Source organism: Pauljensenia sp. UMB9872, assembly GCF_030212665.1.
In the GTDB taxonomy this organism is placed as follows: domain Bacteria; phylum Actinomycetota; class Actinomycetes; order Actinomycetales; family Actinomycetaceae; genus Pauljensenia; species Pauljensenia turicensis_B.
The window spans coordinates 37,432-56,031 of sequence record NZ_JASOER010000015.1; the positions used below are offsets into that span (position 1 = coordinate 37,432).

At 56.1% G+C, this 18,600-nt stretch carries 15 protein-coding genes and 1 tRNA gene; 8 read left to right on the plus strand and 8 right to left on the minus strand.

Features of this window, described 5'->3' with window-relative positions; translation table 11 throughout:
• Positions 1-24 precede the first annotated feature (24 nt).
• From QP109_RS07070 to QP109_RS07090, 5 genes are read right to left on the minus strand one after another with little or no spacing between them, the layout of a single operon-like run.
• Complete coding sequence (locus tag QP109_RS07070) at positions 25-990, minus strand: amino acid kinase family protein (protein ID WP_285024120.1); 966 nt, start codon at positions 988-990, stop codon at positions 25-27.
• Complete coding sequence (gene era, locus QP109_RS07075) at positions 991-2,190, minus strand: GTPase Era (RefSeq protein WP_285024121.1); 1,200 nt, start codon at positions 2,188-2,190, stop codon at positions 991-993.
• Positions 2,190-3,509 (minus strand): hemolysin family protein, encoded by a 1,320-nt coding sequence (locus QP109_RS07080; RefSeq protein ID WP_285024122.1) that lies wholly within the window; start codon positions 3,507-3,509, stop codon positions 2,190-2,192. The genes era and QP109_RS07080 overlap by 1 nt, the downstream gene beginning before the upstream one ends.
• A complete protein-coding gene (gene ybeY, locus QP109_RS07085) occupies positions 3,506-3,955 on the minus strand; it encodes an rRNA maturation RNase YbeY (RefSeq protein WP_285024123.1) in 450 nt (149 codons plus the stop codon). The genes QP109_RS07080 and ybeY overlap by 4 nt, the downstream gene beginning before the upstream one ends.
• Positions 3,948-4,973, minus strand: coding sequence for a PhoH family protein (locus QP109_RS07090; RefSeq protein WP_285024129.1), 1,026 nt, complete (start codon positions 4,971-4,973; stop codon positions 3,948-3,950). Before QP109_RS07090 ends, ybeY begins: the two co-directional genes overlap by 8 nt.
• Positions 4,974-5,108: 135 nt before the next feature.
• Between QP109_RS07090 and hrpB the strand changes: the two genes are divergently transcribed.
• The gene (gene hrpB / locus QP109_RS07095) at positions 5,109-7,655 is read left to right on the plus strand and encodes an ATP-dependent helicase HrpB (protein ID WP_285024124.1); all 2,547 of its coding nucleotides are present in this window, start codon (positions 5,109-5,111) and stop codon (positions 7,653-7,655) included.
• A 203-nt stretch (positions 7,656-7,858) separates the two neighbouring features.
• Here the strand turns inward: hrpB and lysA are convergent, their stop codons facing one another.
• Both lysA and argS read right to left on the minus strand, forming a co-directional pair.
• On the minus strand, positions 7,859-9,310 hold the full coding sequence (lysA, locus tag QP109_RS07100; RefSeq protein ID WP_285024125.1) for a diaminopimelate decarboxylase: 1,452 nt from the start codon (positions 9,308-9,310) through the stop codon (positions 7,859-7,861).
• A 1-nt stretch (position 9,311) separates the two neighbouring features.
• Complete coding sequence (gene argS / locus QP109_RS07105; RefSeq protein ID WP_285024126.1) at positions 9,312-10,991, minus strand: arginine--tRNA ligase; 1,680 nt, start codon at positions 10,989-10,991, stop codon at positions 9,312-9,314.
• A 352-nt stretch (positions 10,992-11,343) separates the two neighbouring features.
• Between argS and QP109_RS07110 the strand changes: the two genes are divergently transcribed.
• The 6 genes from QP109_RS07110 (at position 11,344) to QP109_RS07135 (ending at position 17,718) form a co-directional block, all read left to right on the plus strand.
• On the plus strand, positions 11,344-12,678 hold the full coding sequence (locus tag QP109_RS07110; RefSeq protein WP_101627361.1) for an ABC transporter substrate-binding protein: 1,335 nt from the start codon (positions 11,344-11,346) through the stop codon (positions 12,676-12,678).
• A 95-nt stretch (positions 12,679-12,773) separates the two neighbouring features.
• Positions 12,774-13,619 carry a carbohydrate ABC transporter permease gene (locus QP109_RS07115; RefSeq protein WP_101627362.1) on the plus strand — a complete coding sequence of 282 codons (846 nt, stop codon included), beginning with the start codon at positions 12,774-12,776 and terminating at the stop codon, positions 13,617-13,619.
• A complete protein-coding gene (locus QP109_RS07120) occupies positions 13,616-14,491 on the plus strand; it encodes a carbohydrate ABC transporter permease (RefSeq protein ID WP_101627363.1) in 876 nt (291 codons plus the stop codon). Before QP109_RS07115 ends, QP109_RS07120 begins: the two co-directional genes overlap by 4 nt.
• A 126-nt stretch (positions 14,492-14,617) precedes the next feature.
• Positions 14,618-15,682: a LacI family DNA-binding transcriptional regulator gene (locus QP109_RS07125; RefSeq protein ID WP_101627364.1), complete on the plus strand. Its 1,065-nt coding sequence runs from the start codon at positions 14,618-14,620 to the stop codon at positions 15,680-15,682.
• Positions 15,679-16,350 carry a YesL family protein gene (locus tag QP109_RS07130; protein WP_101627365.1) on the plus strand — a complete coding sequence of 224 codons (672 nt, stop codon included), beginning with the start codon at positions 15,679-15,681 and terminating at the stop codon, positions 16,348-16,350. The genes QP109_RS07125 and QP109_RS07130 overlap by 4 nt, the downstream gene beginning before the upstream one ends.
• Positions 16,351-16,440: 90 nt before the next feature.
• Positions 16,441-17,718, plus strand: a complete 1,278-nt coding sequence (locus tag QP109_RS07135; protein WP_101627366.1) for an Nramp family divalent metal transporter — start codon at positions 16,441-16,443, stop codon at positions 17,716-17,718.
• Between the two features lie 105 nt (positions 17,719-17,823).
• On the opposite strand, the gene QP109_RS07140 is transcribed toward QP109_RS07135, so the two are convergent.
• Entirely contained in the window at positions 17,824-18,279 is a 456-nt protein-coding gene (locus QP109_RS07140) for a ribose-5-phosphate isomerase (RefSeq protein WP_006681762.1), read from the minus strand.
• 153 nt (positions 18,280-18,432) lie between these two features.
• Between QP109_RS07140 and QP109_RS07145 the strand changes: the two genes are divergently transcribed.
• Positions 18,433-18,505, plus strand: a tRNA-Arg gene (locus tag QP109_RS07145).
• Positions 18,506-18,600: the final 95 nt, after the last annotated feature.

Below are 18,600 nucleotides of genomic sequence, written 5' to 3' on the forward strand. Positions count from 1 at the left end.
TAGCAACGCGCGTTTAACCATTGGTCACACCGAGGTGATGGTTGTTCCCACTTCACCGCTCAGAGCTCTATCAGCATCCGCCAACGCGCAAATGACACCACGGCGAACCGTACCAGCCGGGGCCTTCGATACGAAGTCAACGATTGCTTCAACTTTGGGGCGCATGGAACCTTCAGCAAGTTCCCCCGACTCAATCAGAGCACGCCCTTCATCTAAAGAAATGTGGTGAAGCCAGTGTTGCATTGGTGTTCCCCACCCCGTGGCAACCGCCGGAACTGCAGTCAGGATGACCAGAGCAGAGGCTCCCAACTCATCAGCCATGAGAGCTGCGCTTCGGTCCTTGTCGATAACCGCGTCCACGGCTTTCATTTCATAGTCGGTGCGAATAACTGGGATACCGCCACCGCCTGAAGCGATGACGATGAAGCCGGCGTTTGCCAGAGCTTGAATCGCCTCAATTTCAACGATCCGACGTGGCAATGGAGAAGCAACATACTTCCTAAATCCACGCCCAGCATCCTCGCGGTACACGGATCCGGGCTCTTCCTTCATCCGCTGTTCCGCCATTTCCCGAGTCAGAAATTGACCGATTGGTTTGGTCGGGTCAGCGAATGCTGGATCATTGGGATCGACTTCCACACGAGTCAGAAGACCGGCTACTTTGCCGGAATACCCGCGAGTCGCCCCAGCCTCGTCGATTGAACGCACCAGGTGCTCGCCAATGTACCCCTGGCTCATCGCAACCATCTCTGGAAGATCAACGTCGGGCACACCGGGGTCAGCTGCAACGCCCAGGGAAAACGCGCGCGTGATCTGACCGACCTGGGGCCCATTCCCGTGAGCGATCACAAGAGGGCCTGCATCAGCCAAACTCACCAAGACTGGCGCAGCCTGACGCAACAGATGCAACTGATCGTCGGGTGTCTGCCCTAGAGCATTACCTCCTAGAGCAACAACCGTCGTGGAACTAGAAGAGTAATCGCTCTTCATCTAGAACCCGAGACGTCCCAACATTTTCGGATCTGACTGCCAGTCTTTCGCCGTTCGCACATGCAGATCCAAATACACACGCGCTTTCAGCAAGTCCTCGATCAAAGGACGCGACTTTGAGCCAATCTCTTTCAGGCGCGATCCTTTCTTACCAATGATGATGGCCTTCTGAGAATCGCGTTCAACATAAACGTTGACGTGCACATTCATCAGCGGTGGACGAGTATCACCCTGCCGACGAGGCCTGGCAACGATCTCTTCAACCTGAACTGCAAGTGAGTGCGGAAGCTCATCACGGACCCCTTCAAGTGCAGCTTCGCGAATGAACTCTGCAATCAGAGTGTCACGCGATTCATCGGTCACATCCCCATCCGGGTAGAGCGGTGGGGAGAGCGGAACCGTCTTCGTCAGCACATCAAGCAGCTGGTCAACGCCATTTCCGTCAAAAGCACTGACGGGAATGATCGCCGCGAAATCACCCATCTTGTCAATCGACAGCAGATGCTTCATCAGGCGCTCTCGACTGACCAGATCACACTTCGTCGCAACAGCAATAATCGGACGACGAACGTCCTTCAATTCGCGGGCAATGAACTTGTCGCCAGGACCAATACGCTGGTCAGCAGGCAAACAGAAGACAACGACATCAACTTCCGCGAGCGCCTCGCGAACCATGTCATTCAGACGCTTGCCCAAAAGCGTTCGCGGACGATGATATCCGGGGGTATCAACTAAAACCAGCTGGCTCTTTTCACCGTGGACGATGCCACGAATATTGTGACGCGTCGTTTCAGGACGACCCGATGTGATCGCAATCTTCTGGCCGACGAGCGCGTTTGTCAGCGTTGATTTACCTACGTTCGGGCGACCCACGATAGAGACGAATCCCGCGCGGAAGTCCTGAGGAAAGTCTGGGATCATCAGGCCGGCGCCTGCGTTCGTTTCGTCGCGCAGAGCTTTCATTCCCTCGACGACAGCGAACATATCTTCGGGGTCAATGTCACTTGCGTCGTCGAGATCGACGTCATCGAAGGCCTGGCTATCTGCGTCATCAACGTCATCGAACTCAGTGGTGTGCGCGACCTCGTCCCCTAATGCGCCAAGTTCGCCAGCATCAATGTCACTGTCATCGACGAACACTTCATCGCTTTCGAACGCGTTTGGGCCTGCCATCAGCTCGTCATCGCTGGGGAAATGCATTATGCGTCCTCACTGGTTTCTTCGGTCGATTCATCGCTCGCCACGAGTAGCGAACACACAATCGTACCAACTTGGCGACGGCGTCCTCGTGCTTCTTCGGCGAGCATGTGGATGCCTAATGCGTCACCCTGCGCCCCGGGAAGAGGGACGCGCCCCAATGCCTTTGCGAGCAAACCACCGACAGAGTCCACGTCGTCATCTTCAAGTTCAAGGTCGAAGAGCTCGCCGAGCTCGGTAATTGGATAGCGTGCAGGTACACGCCACGATCCGTCGTCACGTTGTTCGGGCTCAATAATTCCCTTGTCATGTTCGTCGGTGAGGTCACCAACGACTTCTTCAATGAGGTCCTCAAGGGTCACCAGCCCCGCTACGCCACCGTATTCATCGATGACGATCGCCATATGGAAGTGGTCTGCTTGCATCAGACGAAGCAGATCGTCTGCGGGCTTCATTTCGACGGTGAACTCGACCGGGCGCATCATCTGCTCTGCCACCTGGTCCATGTCCGCCCCGTAGGTCTGCAAGCGGGCAACAACATCCTTGAAGTAGAGGATGCCACGAATGTCATCGACATCGTCACCTTCAACAGGAATACGTGAAAAGCCCGAGCGGACAAACAGGCGCAAGGCTTTATGAGCGGGAAGATCCGCCGGGGCGGTCACCATTTCAGTTCTGGGAACCATCACTTCGCGGACAAGCGTATGCCCCAGGTCCAGAACGGATCGCAACATTTCGCGGTCCTCGTCTTCAAGTCCTTCGGTTTCACCCACCTGGTCGACCATTTCGCGCAGGTCATTTGCCATTTCGGCGCGTGCTTCGGCTTCCGTCAGGTCAGATGCGGGAAGACGCCCACGGATGGCCTCAACAAGAGGGTCGAGGAATCTTGTCAGAGTAACGAGGGAGGACACCAACGGTGCTCCCGACAGAGCAATCTTCTCTGGACTGCGCTGTCCCCAACGGGAAGGAACAAGCGAAATGAAGACGAAATGGACGAAGGTGATCGCTAGTAAAGCAACGAGAGCTGTCGCCCACCACGCCAACGACATCGAAGAAAACGCAAGCGTTAATGAGACGGCAACAATCACTTGGAAAAACGTGCGAAAACCACGCAAAACAAGCGTCGCCCGCCTGCGATGGTCCAGTAGAGTCAACAGTGTGGAAGCGTTCTGGCGTTCTTCCTCAACCAGATCTGTTGCACGCGCAATCGACATACGAGAAAACGCAACCTCGATCGACTGAAGCATCGCAGCTAAGAAAAGCCCGACAACCGCAATGATGATCAGAGCAGGAAGAGGAAGTGAGGCGGTAGAAGGGATCATCGAGTTGCCAGGAAAGTCAGCAGTAGCTTACGTTGCAGGTCAAACATGACTTTCTTTTCATCTTCTTCGGCGTGATCGTAGCCGAGCAGATGCAACATACCGTGGGTGGCCAGCATCAGCATTTCTTCAACCATCGCGTGACCGGCTTCAAGGGCCTGTTTCTGGGCGACCTGCGGGCAAATACAGATATCACCAAGCGTCCCCGACAAAGTCGGGTTGTCGACACTTCCCGGGCGGAGCTCATCCATCGGGAAGCTCATCACGTCAGTCGGTCCAGGAAGATCAAGCCAGCGCAAATGCAGGTCTTCCATCGGCTCAGGATTGATGAACAGAATGTTCAGTTCGACGTCGGTGGCGACGTGCATCTGCGTGAGCACGTGGTCAGCAAGAGCAGCGAATTCGCTCCCGTCAATGACGAAATCAGTTTCGTTGATGACTTCAGTCATCGGTTCCTCCCTGGTAGCGACCAGTGCGTGATCGATCAGATGACGGCCTTCTCGTCCGAGCTGCGCGTGAGCGTGAAACATTCGTACGTGTTCGCCCAGATGTGGAGCGTTGAGCACTCAGTCGGTCTTCCCAACGCTCGTAGGCGTCTATGATTTCTCCGACCAGCTGATGACGCACTACGTCTGCGCTGGTCAGGTAGCAGAATTCAATTCCGTCGATGTCACTCAGGATCTTCGAGATGACCGCAAGACCGGACTGACCAGCACCCGGTAAATCCACCTGAGACGCGTCGCCAGTGACAACAATCTGAGAGTTGAATCCGAGCCTCGTCAAAAACATTTTCATCTGGTTCGGCGTCGTATTCTGCGCCTCATCCAAGATGATGAAGGAGTCGTTCAGCGTGCGACCGCGCATGTACGCCAGAGGGGCGACTTCGATTGTGCCCGCAGCCATGAGTTTTGGCAGGACCTCGGGATCGAGCATGTCTTTCAGCGCATCGTAGAGCGGACGCAGGTACGGGTCGATCTTGTCGGTCAGGGAACCGGGCAGGAAACCGAGGTTCTCCCCCGCTTCCACCGCAGGACGGGTCAGCACAATGCGCTTGACCTGCCCGGAAAGCAGACGTTGCACGCCGGCTGCCATCGCAAGATAGGTCTTACCCGTACCCGCCGGACCGAGTCCGAAGACGATCGTCGACCGATCAATCGCATCAACATAGGCCTTCTGACCAGCAGACTTCGGGCGGATAGAACGACCGCGGACGGAAAGAATTTCGTCGGAAACGGCGGGCGTTGCGATTGTTCGGGTGAGCAGTGAGATGGCGTGCTCGACTGCCTGCGCATCCAGTGGCTGCCCCTTCTTCGCCAAAGAAATCAGTTCTTCGATCAAGTCGCCGGTAACACCAAGATCCGCAGAAAAGCCGGTGAGAGAAATATCGCGGCCGATGACGTGGAAGTTCACGCGCGGGAAACCGTGTTCCAGAGCGCGCAGCACCTGATCTGATGTGCCAAGCAGCATCAGAGGATCAAGGTCAGCAGGGATTGAAATGTGACGGGTTGATGCGACAATTCGCGCAACGTCGGGGTCTGCCACTGATGCTCCGTTTCTTTCTTCGTATTCCACAGTCTAGCGACTTCACGTCATACTTATCCCATGAGCGCGTGCGATCCCCTTCTGGCTAACCTGCCACGCCTACCTATCGCCGACGCCTTAGATCGTATTGCACCTTCAATCAAGCCAGGTCATGCCCTAGTTCTTTCTTCTCCGCCTGGCTCGGGTAAGACGACTGTGCTTCCTCCTCTTCTTGAAGCGAGCCTCGATACTCGTGTGATCGTCTGTGCCCCGCGCCAGATCGCGGTGCGGAGTGCCGCTCGCCGTCTTGCCTGGCTCCTCGGCGAAAAGGTGGGTGACACGTCCGGATATCGAGTACGAGGCGACGTCAAGGTCTCCGACCGTACTCGGGTCGAATTTGTCACGCCCGGTATTATGCTTCGTCGTCTGCAGGGCGATCCGGAGCTTGAAGGCGTTGGCGCCGTGGTCATCGATGAGTTCCACGAGCGCCATCTTGAAACGGATCTGTCGCTTGCGTTCATCTTGGACACGATGAGCGTCCTACGCCCAGATCTTCACCTGACTCTCACGTCAGCAACGTTGAATGCTGATCGTTTGGCTTCGTTCCTTGGCGGCGTCCTCAATGAAGTAGACGTTGTTGATGTTCCCGGCGCACTGCATCCGATTACGACGCATTGGATGGCGCCGTCTGCCCAACCTCTTGCAACGACAAGTAGCGGAAATGTGGTGGTCGCGCGTGAGTTCATCTCGCACATCGTGTCAGCCACGCGCCAAGCGGTCAGCCAAACCAATTCCGACATCCTCGTTTTCGTGCCCGGCGCCAAAGAAATCGACGAGGCCGCCCAGGCTTTAGGAGGGTTCGGCCCCCACGAAGTTAGCGGGGTCATGATGGATGTGCGGGGCCTGCACGGGCGCCTCGCTCCCGGAGCGCAAGACGCGATTCTGAGCGTCGACGATAGTCAGAAAGCTCGACGGATCATTATTACAACGTCGATCGCAGAGTCGTCTTTGACCGTACCGGGCATTGGATGTGTTGTGGATTCTGGTCTTGCACGCGTTCCGTCGTATGACGTTCAACGCGATGCAGGTTCATTGATAACAGTTCCAGCGCCTCGCGCGAGTTGCGATCAGCGTGCTGGACGCTCTGCCAGGCTCGGGCCGGGCACGGTTTATCGGTGCTTTGATCAGGTGAGTTTCGCGCGCAGACCCGACCAGATCACCCCGGAAATCCTGTCGACGGATCTTGCAGACGCTGAGCTTCAAGCACGTTGCTGGACCAGCGGCGGTTTGGACGCGTTGGAACTTATTGACCCAGCCCCACCTGGGGCGTTAAAGCGCGCCCGCGAGCGCCTCCACGCCGCAGACCTTGTAGACGATGATTATTCTCCGACGACACTTGGTCGTCGCGTTGCTCGACTGCCTGTTTCCCCTTTCCTTGGGAAGGCTTTGATTGCTGCTTCACCACTGATCGGGAGTAAACGCGCCGCATACTTTGTCGCTCTTCTCGGTGAGAATCCTCGAGTTGGCGACGGTGACCTGGCACATTTTGCCCGGCGATTGAAGGCGGAGCACGCCGATATTGCCCGTCGGGTACGTCAGTCTTCACAGCGCCTCGAACGCTGGGCGGATCCTCATTCCGACCCCGGTAGGCTCTCTGACGACGAGGCAATCGGCCTTGTTGCTGGGCTTGCTCATCCAACGTGGATTGCTCGCGCTCGAGGTGGACAAAGCGGAACCTACCTTTTTGCTGACGGGCAGGGAGCTTATCTCCCACCCTCGTCTTTGCTGGCGGGAAGCGAATGGCTGGCAATCACGGATGTGACGCGCAGTGTCGGCCGGGCCGATGGACTCATCCGAGCGGCTGTTCCGATGAGCGCCGAAGACGCACTATCCCTAGGACACTCACTCATCACGGAGCGCACGGACTGCACGTTCAGCGGTGGAAGAATCCGCGCAACCGCAACCACAATGCTTGGCGCCATTGCACTTGGGCAACCACGCAATGTGAAGCCCAGCCCTGAGGAGGTCATGCGCCTACTCACCGATGAGTTCGCCACTCACGGTCTTTCAATGCTGAAGTGGACCGAGTCTGCGACGCATATGCGCGCTCGTCTTGCAGCATTGCACGCGGTAGCGCCCGATATGTGGCCCGACGTGAGCGATGATGCGCTGATTGCTGACGCTGACTCGTGGTGTGCTCCCTTCATTTCCGCATTGGCAGAGGGCGGATCAATCGCCAGGATTGACACTGCGTCGCTCATCAGGAGTTTGATCCCTTGGCAACATGCGGGTTCTTTCGACGAGTGGGCTCCCGCCGACATTGAGATTCCCACCGGAGAGCGAAGGAAAATCGACTGGTCAACTGGCACTCCAACGGTGACACTGCGGGTACAGGAAGCCTTCGGTTGGACTGCAACGCCCACCTTCGCCAACGGGCGTCTTCCCCTTCTTATTCACCTGACGGACCCCGCGGGCAGACCCACTGCCGTCACCTCAGACCTCGCAAGTTTTTGGGCGGAGCCTTACCAGCAGGTGCGATCCCAGCTACGGGGTCGTTATCCCAAGCATCTATGGCCTGAAGACCCGATGAGTGCGAAGCCGACGTCGCGCGCGAAACCTCGTCGATAGTTCCCACTCAAGGTGCTCAACGAGGCGCAGGCATGACTCGCACCACCAAATGATGAAATCGGGATTGAAAACCGTCGTAGCAGACGTTGAATAGGCCGATCAGGAACGCACTGCGCATCCTTTCCTTTTCAAGTGCGTGGCTCAACAGTTAACTGATCTTCTTCAGGGAGAAACATGAACAACATACGCTGAAGAATTCGCCCCTACTCGTCGTTGGCGGCGGCCAGGCTGGCAAGTCCAGTATCGAGTTCCAGCAGGTCATCAATGGTTTGAGGACGCATGATCCAACTCGCCTGACCGCTTTCAACAGCAATGACACCCGGTTTGGTCGCCATGTTGTAGTTCGATGCCATCGAATAACCGTAGGCACCGGTCACCGGGATAACGAGAAGGTCACCGGCTTGCACGTCACTCGGAAGATCAACATCCCAGACGATAACGTCGCCACTTTCGCAGTGCTTGCCCACGATTCGCGAGCGCACTGGTTCGACATCGGAAACACGATTTGCGAGCGTCGCCGTGTAGCGTGCCCCGTATAAAGCCGGTCGAATATTGTCAGCCATCCCCCCATCAACCGCGATGTAGCGACGCTTCAGGCCATCTCCTAGGGTCGCGTCTTTTACGGCCCCAACGCGGTAGAGGCTCACCATCGCGGGTCCAACAACCGAACGCCCAGGCTCAACTGAAACGTGCGGAACAGGGAAGTCCAGCTCAGCGCACGCGTCACGCACAGCACCCGCAATTGCGCGCGCTACCTCAAGCGGCGAAGTCGGTGTTTCGTCATCACCCGTGTAGGCAACGCCAGCCCCGCCACCAAGATCAATATCGGGAATTGTCAGGCCGGTACGCCCCTGGATCTGCTTCGCCAGCCGGCAGATAATCGTAGCCGCTTCAACGAATGCGTCAATGCCGATGATCTGCGAGCCTATATGCGAGTGCAGGCCTCGCAACTCAAGATGATCCGAGGAGGCAATCGCGTCAACGACCTCGTCAAGCTGACCATCGAAGGCGCCAACGCCGAACTTCTGATCTTCGTGCCCGGTGGAAATGTATTCGTTTCCGCCCGCATGCACACCCGTCTTCACGCGCACCATGACGCGTGCGACGACGCCGAGCTTCTTGGCGATGTGGTCGAGCTGGCCGACTTCGTAGAGAGAATCGATGAAGATTCGTTCGATACCTTCTTTGTTGCCTGCCAACAGCGCACATTCAATTTCACTATCAAGCTTGTTGTTCCCGTGCAATCCCACTTTGGCGGGGTTTGCGCCGGAGCGCAACGCCATTGTCAGCTCGCCGAGGGAAGCCGTGTCGACTCCCATCCCCGCATCCGTGACGACGCGGACTACGTCGGATGAAAGGAATGCCTTGCCGGCGTAGAAAGCGTCGCCACCATTCATTCCGTAGTCGTCCCAGAATTCTTCGGCCATCGCGGTCGCCCAGACATTCGCGCGTCCAGCAAGATCAGCGCGATCAAGGACAAACGCGGGCGTGGCAAAGTCATCGGCAAGGTCCGTCAAAGAAACTCCACCGATTTCTAGAACGCCATTGTCGAGGCGCTTGGCTGACCACGGCCAGATGTCGGGCCGTTGATCGGGCTCTGGGCAAATCAGATCCCCGACCGGGCGGGCGTCAAACGATGCTGGCGCTTCCCCCACGTCACATCCGTTCTGGAGCAGCAACGCCCAGCAAGCCAAGGCCGGTACGCAGAACCTGTGCCACGGCATCATTCAGCCAGAGGCGGGCAACGTGACCAGCATCGACTGGATCATCTCCACGAGGAGTGACGCGACACTGGCCGTACCACGTGTGATATGCAGCAGCGAGGCCCTCGAGGTAGCGGGCGACACGGTGCGGTTCACGTAGCTCAGCAGCCTGGGCGACCTGGGCAGGGAACTGAGCAAGCACACCCAGAAGATCCGAATCCGCCTGTGTGTCGAGAGCTGCGGGCTCGAATCCAGCTTCGCGCGTCACGCCGTGTTCGGCGGCATTGCGCGCAACGTTACGAGTACGAGCATGGGCGTACTGGACGTAGTAGACGGGGTTTTCATTCGTGCGCGATGACAGCAGATCAAGGTCAATGTCGAGGTTGGAGTCCATCGAAACGCGGACCAGCGAGTAGCGGGCCGCATCGACGCCCACAGCGTCAACAAGGTCATCAAGGGTCACGATCGTGCCCGCACGCTTCGACATACGAACCGGCTTGCCCTCCTTCACCAAGTTCACCATCTGACCGATGAGGATCTGCATGTTTTCACCCGGCTTATCACCGAAGGCTTCACACATTGCCATCATGCGACCGATGTAACCGTGGTGGTCAGCACCGAGCAGGTAGATTGCGACGTCTGCGCCACGCTGGCGCTTATCTAAGTAGTAGGCAACGTCACCGGCGAAATAGGCGGCCTGACCATCCGATTTAATAAGGACGCGGTCCTTGTCGTCACCGTACTTGGTGGTGCGCAACCACACGGCGCCATCCTGGTCGAAGACCTCTCCGCGTTCGCGCAGGGTTTCAATCGCACGAGCGACTGCCCCTGATTCGTGGAGAGAGTCTTCGTGGAAGAAGACATCGAACTCAGAACGGAAGTCGGATAAGCGCTGTTTGATCTCGGCGAACATCAGCTCTACGCCACGAGCGCGGAAGGCTTCAACAGCTTCTTCAGTTTCGAGGGTGACAGGATCAGGCTGACCGGCCGTAGCCGCATCGGCACGCACCTGGGCAGCAATATCGGCGATGTACTGGCCACCGTAGCCGTCTTCAGGCGCTTCTTGACCCATTGCACGGGCATAGAGGGAACGCGCGAAGCGATCAATCTGCGAACCGTGATCGTTGAAGTAGTACTCGCGGGTTACCTGTGCACCCGCTGCAACCATCAGACGAGCAAGCGAGTCACCAACAGCCGCCCAGCGAGCACCGCCAAGGTGAACCGGACCGGTCGGGTTTGCGGACACGTATTCGAGGTTCACGTGCTTGCCAGCAAGCTTGTCTCCGGTGCCATAGGCATCGCCAGCTTCGATGATCGTTCGAGCAAGTTCACCAGCAGATGCGGCACCGAGCCGAATGTTGATAAAGCCCGGTCCTGCGATCTCAGCCTCGTCGATTCCCTCAACTGAAACAAGAGCGGAAGTGAGAAGCTGCGCGAACTCACGAGGCGCCATGCCGGCCTTCTTACCCAGCTGCATCGCGATGTTGGTTGCCCAATCGCCGTGGTCGCGGTTGCGCGGACGCTCAACCTTCACAGGGTCGGGAACGTCTTCGGCGTTCAGAGCAAGCGAACCATTATCGATAGCAGCGATGATGGCCTGACGAATAACGAGTGCAAGTTCTTCTGGAGTCACGCCTTCTAGGGTAGTTGTTTTCGTCCCCGATTAGCTACGCGCGCCGAGGTGAAATAGGACGAATTGAAAGCAAATCTGCAGGTCAGGAACGGAATCGTTACCGGTAACGTATCCGTAAATGATTCAAAAACGACCCAACAGCCATTAAATGACTCAACCACGCCATTTTTTCGTCACCAAATTGTGACCTGACAATTGTGGACGCAAACGCCTTCATCGTCCTATACTCACTATCACCGGAAACGTTACCGACGGAGATGTAAATTCTTCAGAGGTGACCCCGCTATCGCATCAACTTGACGCACTTCAGGTAGCGTCACGAACTCGAAGCGTCCAAAGGAGGACATCTGCGATGTCGAAGTTCATGAAGGTCGCCGCAGCATCTGTTGCAGCAGCCGCAGCCCTTTCTACTCTGGCAGCTTGCTCGTCAGGTTCAGATTCAGCCGATGACACCACCGGCTCCGTCTACTACCTGAACTTCAAGCCCGAATCCGATGCCACCTGGCACGAAATCGCCAAGGCTTACACCGAGGAAACCGGCGTCGAGGTCAAGGTTGTCACGGCCGCCTCCGGCACCTACGAGCAGACCCTCAAGTCTGAAATTGCCAAGTCGGACGCTCCAACCCTGTTCCAGATCAACGGCCCCATCGGCCTGAAGAACTGGCAGGACTACACCGCCGACCTGACCGACACCGACTTCAACAAGGCTCTCCTTGACCCCTCAATGGCAGTCAAGGGTGAAGATGGCAAGGTCTACGGCGTTCCTTACGTCGTCGAAGGCTATGGCATCATCTACAACCAGTCCATCATGGACAAGTACTTCGCCCTCTCCGGCGCGAAGGCCACCTCGATGGAAGAAATCAACAACTTCGCCACCCTAAAGACTGTTGTTGAGGACATGCAGGCTCGCAAGGACGAGCTCGGCATCGACGGCGTCTTTGCTTCAACCTCACTCAAGCCCGGTGAAGACTGGCGCTGGCAGACGCACCTCGCCGACCTTCCCGTCTACTTCGAGTACCAGGACGACGGCGTGGACGACAAGGCAGAAATGACCTTCTCGCACGGCAATGAGTTCAAGAACATCTTCGATCTCTACCTGCAGAATTCCACCATTGCTCCCGAGCTCGCTTCCTCCAAGGCAGTCAACGACTCCATGGCTGAATTCGCCCTCGGCAAGGCCGCTATGGTTCAGAATGGCAACTGGGCATACGGCCAGATTTCTGACATTGAAGGCAACACTGTCAAGCCTGAAGATGTCAAGATGCTCCCGATCTACACCGGACACAAGGGCGAAGAAACCCAGGGCTTGAACATCGGCACCGAGAACTTCTTCTCGATCAACTCGAAGGTTTCCGAGGCCAAGCAGAAGGCTTCGATCGACTTCGTCAACTGGTTGATCAACTCCGAAAAGGGTAAGAAGTACATGGTCGAAGACCTCGGCTTCATTCCGCCGTTCAACACCTTCACCGATGCTGAGCAGCCGGCCGATCCGTTGGCAAAGGAAGTTGTTTCCTACCTGTCCAACACCAAGCTGACCACGATTCCGTGGGTCTTCACCACCTTCCCGAGCCAGACCTTCAAGGATGACTTCGGTGCTGCCCTGTCGCAGTACGCAGCAGGCCAGATGGATTGGGACAAGGTCGTCGAGACCTTCACCACCGGATGGGCAGCTGAGAAGGGCGCCTGAGCTTAACGCTCCGCACTCATCTGCCGAATACGGGTGTGCGGGAACCAACCGGGTCCCGCACACCCGCCTTCGCATAGTTCAAGGAAGAACTTTTCATGATTAAAGCTCTTAAGAAATTTGGGTTGCTCTTCGTCGGACCCACATTCCTTGCGTACACGCTGGCATTCCTTGCCCCGTTCGCAATCGGTCTGTACCTGTCCTTCACGAAGTTCACGACCGTCACCAACGCGACGTTTGTCGGCGTTCAGAACTACATTGATGCATTCAGCGACAAGCAGGGCTTCGTTAGTGCTCTGATCTTCACCGTCGCCATCACAATTGTTTCCATCATTACGGTCAACGTGTTTGCATTCGCAATCGCATACGCACTGACCCGCAAGCTCAAGGGTACGAACTTCTTCCGTACCGTCTTCTTCATGCCGAACCTGATCGGCGGCATCGTCTTGGGCTACACCTGGCAGACAATTCTGAACGCAATCTTGCTGCACTGGCAAACCACGCTGGTCACCAATGCCACCTACGGCTTCGTCGGTTTGATCATCCTGATCAACTGGCAGATGGTCGGGTACATGATGATCATCTACATCGCTGGTCTTCAAGGTGTTCCGAAGGAACTCATTGAAGCAGCCGAAATCGATGGCGCAGGAAAATGGACGATTCTTCGTAACGTGACCATCCCGATGGTCATGCCGTCGATCACCATCTGCTTGTTCCTGACGCTGTCCAACTCGTTCAAGCTCTACGACCAGAACCTCGCATTGACGAACGGCCAGCCACTCGACATGACCGAGATGGTTGCTCTGAACATCGTTAACACGTTCTACTCGCGCGTCGGTTTCGAGGGCGTTGGTCAAGCCAAGGCCGTGATCTTCTTCCTCATCGTTTCCGTGATCGCATTCATTCAGTTGCGCGCAACCCGTAGCAAGGAGGTCGAAGCGTGAGCACAAAGGCTGCCCCCATCGTTGCCACGGAAGAACGCTCTAACCCTGTCAGCAAGGCGATTCTCTACATCGTTTTGATCGCACTGACTCTGGTGTTCCTTGGCCCTCTGTTCTTCATCTTGATGAACTCGTTCAAGGGCCGTCTGTTCATCTCTGATAACCCGTTTGCTCTGCCACTGGGCGATTACTTCGCCGGTATTCAGAACTACGTGACGGGCCTCGAGCAGACCGGGTTCTTGGCCGCCGCAGGCTGGTCCTTCTTCATCACGATTGGTTCTTTGATTCTGATCGTCTTCTTCTGCGCGATGACCGCGTACTACATTACGCGTGTGAAGACGTGGTGGACGAACCTGCTTTACCTCTTCTTCGTCTTCTCGATGATCGTTCCTTTCCAGATGGTCATGTTCCCAACCGTCAAGATCGCTGACATATTGCACCTCGACAACCCAATCGGCATGATCCTGCTGTACCTGGGCTTTGGTGCTCCCCTGTCGGTCTTCATCATCTCCGGCTTCGTGAAGTCGATTCCGCTGGAGATTGAAGAAGCATCCATGATTGATGGTTGCGGTCCGGTTCAGAACTACTTCCGCATCGTTATGCCGATGCTGAAGCCCGTGATGATCACCGTCGCGATCCTCAACGCGATGTGGGTCTGGAACGACTACCTCCTGCCCTACTTGGTTATTGGTCTGTCGACCCCGTACAAGACGATCCCTGTTGTTGTTCAGCAGCTGGTCGGCTCGCGCGGTTCAAACGACATGGGCGCGTTGATGGCAATGCTCGTTCTTGCGATCATTCCGATCATCATCTTCTACCTGTCCAGTCAAAAGCACATCATTGAAGGCGTCGTCGCCGGCGCAGTCAAGGGCTGAACATAGTCATGACGGACTCGCCCCTTATCTGAAGACGCGTCGCACCGCACTTGGTATGACACGGCTCACGATAAGGGGCGAGCATCATTGAACCCCCGTTTTCTAGAAAGCGAAACGAAGGCGACCATGCGAGCCTCGAATTCCCGCCCCACGATTAAAGACATCGCCAAAGCCGCCGGTGTTGGTGTGGTGACAGTGTCTCGTGCACTCAATAACAAGCCCGATATCTCCGACAGCACTCGCGAACGCATTGTGACGCTCGCCGATCAGATGGGATATCGCCCCAACCGTCATGCTCGCTTCCTCAAGCTCTCTCACAATCCTGCGATTGCCCTGATCATCAAGGGCATCGATAATCCGTTCTTCCAACAGGTTCTCGATCCATTGGAAGCTATCGTCCGCGAAAAGAACTATCTTCTGACCGTCGTGAAGGTCCCCCACTGGGCTGACGAAGTCGAAGAGGCCACGAAGATCGTTGATGAAGAACTGATGGCGGGAGCCATTTTCCTTGGCGGCTCTTTCCGCCACGAAGCATCCGTCTTCGAGAAGTTCAACGTGCCTTTCGTGCTTTCCACGGTGTCACGTCTGCCCAAAGTTGATGATTCGGCATATTCGTCTGTAGCCGTTGATGACCAAGAAGAAGCTAGCCGCGCTGTCCAGCATCTGATTGACTTCGGGCATACAACGATTGCCGCCCTTGGCGTTCCCGAAGGGGATGCTTCTGTTGGCGCCCAGCGCATCACCGGCTACCGACAGGCTCTTTCACATGCCGGTATTCCGCTTGATGATGATCTGATTCGCTTCGAAACACGCGAGCAGATGAACCCCTACACCTACGAACACGGATATCATTTGGCGAAGCGCCTGCTTCAAGAGCGTCCCGATGTGACCGCGATTTTTGCCATCGCGGATGTTCTCGCGATTGGTGCAATGCGCGCAATTCGCGAAGCGGGTTTGTTGATTCCTGATGACATGTCCATCATTGGTTTCGACGGCATTACGATCGGCCAGTTTGTCGAGCCTGAACTGACGACTGTCGTTCAGCCTCCCCTTGAGATCGCTCGTCTGACCTGCGATGTCTTATTCGAGCAGATCAATGATTCCGCACCGGTCCGTCACGTCTTTGTTCCCGCCACGATTCATGCTGGTGGTACAACTGCTCCCCTGGTTCAGAACGGAGAAGCCAAGTGAGCTCACGTTTTGGGCCTGATTCGTCAATCGCTCAGGTGCTGTCGTGGATTGCGGCACTTGTGATGGCGAACGTTGTCGGTTTGCTCATTTCGCTACCCGTCGTCACTTTCGGTGTGGGTCTTGGTGTGATGACCTTGGTTTCGTTGCGTTTAATTGCTTCCGAGTCCACGGCGATTGCCCCGGCCGTCGCTCAGGTTGTCCGCAAGGCAGCGTTGCCCGCGATTCTCCTTGCACTTGTTGAAGGCCTACTTTTCTCCCTACTGTTGTGGGAGTGGTCTGTGACGACGCATCTTGCTTCCCACTCGATGGTATTGATCGTTCGTACGCTGCTTGTGTTCGTAGTGCTGATTGCAGCGTTTACGCACGTGTGGGTCTGGCCGATGTTTGCTCACCGTTTGGCATACAAGGGACGCGTAAACGTCAAAGATCTTCCGCGTTTGGCCAGCGTCGCACTTTTGGCATCCGTGATGAAGCTTCATCGGACTCTGTTGGCGTTGCTCGTTGTGGCTGGACCCCTTGTGTTGGCATCAATTTCACTGCCGTGGGCGATCCGTTTGCTTTTCTGGTTCGTCGTTTTTGGGATCGCCTTCGCCCAGTACGTCTGCGTGCTCGCTACCTACCCCGTGCTCTCCACCGATCAGGTTGACGAGGCTTCGACTGAATCTTGATCCCTGGTCACGCTGGTCTAGGTTGCTTTGGCGTGTTCATGCTCTTCATTCTTGAGTGACATCGCAATAAAAACGCGTTAGGGTTTCGGCATGCCGAAACTTGATTCTACGGAGACGCAGCTACCTGCTCCCCGCACATCAAAGACTCATCACCCGTCGCTTGCGACGCTGCTGGGTCCTGCATTCGTTGCGGCAATCGCCTACGTAGACCCCGGGAATGTTGCAGCAAACATTACCGCCGGCGCACGCTACAGCTACCTGCTGGTATGGGTTCTTTTGGCATCCAACCTTGCAGCAATGCTCATTCAATACTTGAGCGCAAAGCTGGGCCTAGTCACGCGACTATCACTCCCCACTCTTCTCGGCACACGTTTGAAAAAACGCGCACGCATTGGCTATTGGCTTCAAGCAGAAGTCGTTGCAGCCGCAACTGACTTAGCGGAAATCATCGGCGGAGCTCTGGCACTTCACCTCCTCTTCGGGCTCCCGCTTCTTACCGGTGGACTCATTATCGGTGTCGTTTCAACACTGTTGTTAACCCTGCAAGGTGGCGGGACACAAAAGATCTTTGAACGCGTCATCATCGGCCTTTTGCTCATCATCACAATCGGATTCCTTGCAGGACTGGCCATTGCTCCGCCAGACGGCCCGTCAGTTGTGGCCGGCCTCGTCCCCCGATTTGCTGGCACGGACTCGGTTCTCGTCGCAGCGTCCATGCTTGGCGCAACCGTGATGCCACACGCGATTTACCTACATTCCTCGCTGGTGAACGACCACGACGAAAAAGCTCCTCGCGCGGACCTGAAACATCACTTGCGAGCAACCCGGATTGATATCGTGTGGGCACTCGGATTGGCGGGAATCGTCAACATCGGCCTGCTTCTTCTCGCAGCATCAGCACTGTCAGGGGTCAGCGGAACAGACACCATTGAAGGTGCTCACGCTGCAATCGCCAGTGCACTTGGACCGGTCGTTGCCACGATCTTCGCCGTTGGCCTTCTCGCGTCAGGCCTAGCATCGACATCCGTTGGCGCATACGCCGGTTCAGAAATCATGGCCGGATTGCTTCACATTCGGATCCCGCTGATTGTGCGACGACTGATCACGCTCATCCCCGCCCTCATCATCCTCGGAATAGGGGCAGAACCGACGTGGGCACTGGTCGTCTCCCAAGTTATCCTGTCCTTCGGCATTCCCTTCGCGATTATTCCTTTGATCCGCTACACGCGCCAGCCTTCGATTATGGGCGAGCACTCGAATGCGACTCTCACGCAGGTTTGTGGAACTCTGATTGCCGTTGCTATCGTGGCACTCAACATTTTCCTTGTGGCGCTGACCTTAGCTCCCTGCTTCGGATTCGACATCTAGGGGGCGGCCTCAACTCAGCCATGTGCGCCGTTAACAACACGAATGGGGTCTCTCGGAAAACCGAGGAACCCCATTCTATTGAGTTTCAGCGTCTAACGACACCACTCATTTTCGATGCGCTTCGTCGTAATCATCCATTTCAGAAATACGACGCTGGTGACGTTCATCTTCAGAGAACGGGGTTTCGAGGAAGGCATCGATGAATGCCAGGCACTCTTCGACGGTGTGCTGACGCGCACCAACAGAGACGACGTTCGCATTGTTGTGCTCGCGGGCAAGACGTGCGGTCGAATCATTCCACACCAGCGCAGCGCGCACACCCTTCACACGGTTCGCGGCCATCTGCTCACCATTTCCGGAGCCACCAATAACGACACCCAGAGAGCCAGCATCAGCAACCACTGCTTCTGCTGCTTCAATGCAGAACGGCGGGTAGTCGTCCAACGAGTCGTACTCATGGGCGCCGTGGTCAACAACGTCGTAACCTTTTTCCTTGAGGTGCTCGACGACTTTTTCCTTCAGCTCGTAGCCAGCATGGTCTGTTCCAATATGAACGCGCATTGTGTCCCTTCCTTGGGTATCAGCGAATCAACTCCCCTAGTATGACACTCCTCACCCTAAGCGTCATCAGGGCGTTCGACCTATGCACGAAAGTGAAGCGGTCAAGCACCATTCTTCACCCAACATCAACCTTTGCTAGACTCAATGCGTTAAGCCCCGATAGCTCAGTGGATAGAGCGTTCGCCTCCGGAGCGAAAGGTCGCAGGTTCGAATCCTGTTCGGGGCACTTTTTGTTACACAATAAGGGTTAATACCCAAAATTAGTTGCTTATGGTGGCGTGTTGTTAGTTTCTGAGCCAGCCTTTGCGGATGGTGAGGCCG